General features: G+C 67.9%; 1 protein-coding gene. It reads right to left on the bottom strand.

The window, feature by feature from the left end:
• Window positions 1-527: 527 nt before the first annotated feature.
• A complete protein-coding gene (locus tag QZY48_RS18645) occupies window positions 528-1,871 on the bottom strand; it encodes a diguanylate cyclase (protein ID WP_295433985.1) in 1,344 nt (447 codons plus the stop codon).
• Between the last annotated feature and the right edge of the window lie 188 nt (window positions 1,872-2,059).

Genomic DNA, 2,059 nt, shown 5'->3' with positions numbered 1-2,059 from the left:
GGGCTGCAAATTGGTATCGCGAAGGCCGAACGGCCGGCTCTGTCACTGGGGCTTATCAAGGCTTGAGCCGTGTGCGGTGAAAGTCGCAAGCACGGTTCTTAGGGGGCTGGGTGGCGGTAACGTCGCCTGGCTACCCGACCCGGCCAACGCAGGGCTGGAGTCCATGGCTTCAGCCTTGGATGGACAAGACCAAGGCTGAAGCCTTGGACTCCAGTTTTCCGCAGGGCTTCGAGCGCTACCGTGGCGCGGGGCTTGCCCCGGGCATCCAGTGATCTGCTGCGCCGTTGGTCCGCACAGCGGACCCTTGTATGCTCTTGTATGCTCTGTTCCAGGGATTGACAGGGATGGTGGATACACGGATGTTGCGGAGCGTGCCCGGGAAGCCGTCGGACCCTACGGGATGGCTCAGCGGCCGTCGGTTGCGCCGCGTGCGCCGGGCGCATCCCCGGCCGCTCGCGGCGGACGCACCGGTCGGCGCTTCGGCTTGGAATCTGCGCCACCCGCAGGGGGCTGACGCACCGCCTCGCTCACCGGCCGGCAGGTAATGGCGCCATTGCCACGCCGCGCTTGCCGCGACTCTTGACCGCGTACATCGCCTCATCGGCACAGCGCAGCAGGGTGGCGCCGTCCGGCCCGTGGTCCGGGAACAGGCTGACGCCGATACTGGCGCCGAGCGCGGCCGGTCCCTCGGCAAGCTCGATGGGCGCGCAGATCGCCGCGAGCAGGCGCCCACCCAAATCCAGCACCGCGGAGTACCCGGGCACGTCGCGCAACAGGACGGCGAACTCGTCGCCGCCGAGCCGTGACACGGTGTCCGGACGCCGCACCACCAACTGCAGGCGCGCGGCCACCTGGCACAGCACCTGATCGCCGGCGGCATGACCCCGGGTGTCGTTGACTGCCTTGAACCCGTCGAGATCCAGGAAGATCACCGCCAGCCGCTCGCCGGTGCCGCCGGCCGTGTCGACCGCCTCGTGCAGGAGGTCTTCGAACCGGCGCCGATTGGCGAGTCCGGTGAGGCTGTCGCGATGGGCCAGTTCCCCGAAGCGGGTCACCTGGCGGCGCAGGCGCTGGTCCTCGAGCTCCCGCGCGGTCACGTCCTGAAGACGCAGGATCAGGCCGAAGTTGGCGCCGTCCACCCCGCGTAGGGCCCGCGCGTGGGCCTCCGCATAGAACTCGCCGGCCAGGGGGTCGACGCGGTGCAGCAGCAGCTCGAGCGGGGTGTCGGCGGCGGCCGCGCGGGCGCGGATGCGTGCGAGGATCGCCGACGGGTCCGACTCCCCGGAATCGGGCTCGGTCACCCCCGGGGCCAGCCGCAGCGGGGCGTCCAGCGCCGCCTCCGCTATCAGGGGATGGCGGGCGGCGTCCCGGTTGAGCCAGCGCACCACCCCGTCACGGTCACAGACCAGGGTCGGGTCGGGGATCGCATCGACCAGGGATTGGAAGAAGGCGCGGTCCTGGCGCAGGCGGCGCGCGGCCTCGGCCGCTTCCACCAATTGCCGCACCCGGTTGCGCAGCACGGCCCAGTGGATGGGTTTGGTGACGTATTCGGTGGCCCCGGACCTGAAGGCCCGATCCACCGACTCCTCGTCTTCGTAGCTGGTGATCATGATGATCGGGACATGGTGCCCCGCGGGGAGTGCCCGGATCGCCTCGCAGGCGGCGAAGCCGTCCAGCACCGGCATGGCCGCATCGAGCAGGACGATGTCGGCCCCTTGCGCCTGGAACCGCTCGAGCGCGCGCTGACCATTGTCCGTGGTCTGGACCTCGAATCCGAGCTGGGAGATGAATTGCTGCATGGCGGCGCGCAGCACGCCATCGTCATCCACTACCAGCGCGCGGTAAGGCCCGCCCCGATCGGCGATCAACATAATCCTGAAATCCACAGATGGACACAGATGAACACGGATTTTCTCTGAAGCGTCATGCGCGTATCAATAATTCCAGAAAAGGCAGTTTAGCCGCAAATAACGCAAATTAACGCAAATAACCAGAGACTTGGCCTTTGCTGCACGTTGGCCTCGATCATCGTTCCGGCCACCGTGGTGTGTCGGTCGGC

The organism is uncultured Thiodictyon sp., assembly GCF_903828115.1.
Classification (GTDB): Bacteria; Pseudomonadota; Gammaproteobacteria; order Chromatiales; family Chromatiaceae; genus Thiodictyon.
Note: the sequence above shows the minus strand (reverse complement) of the source record. Positions and strands in the feature narration are given on the sequence as shown.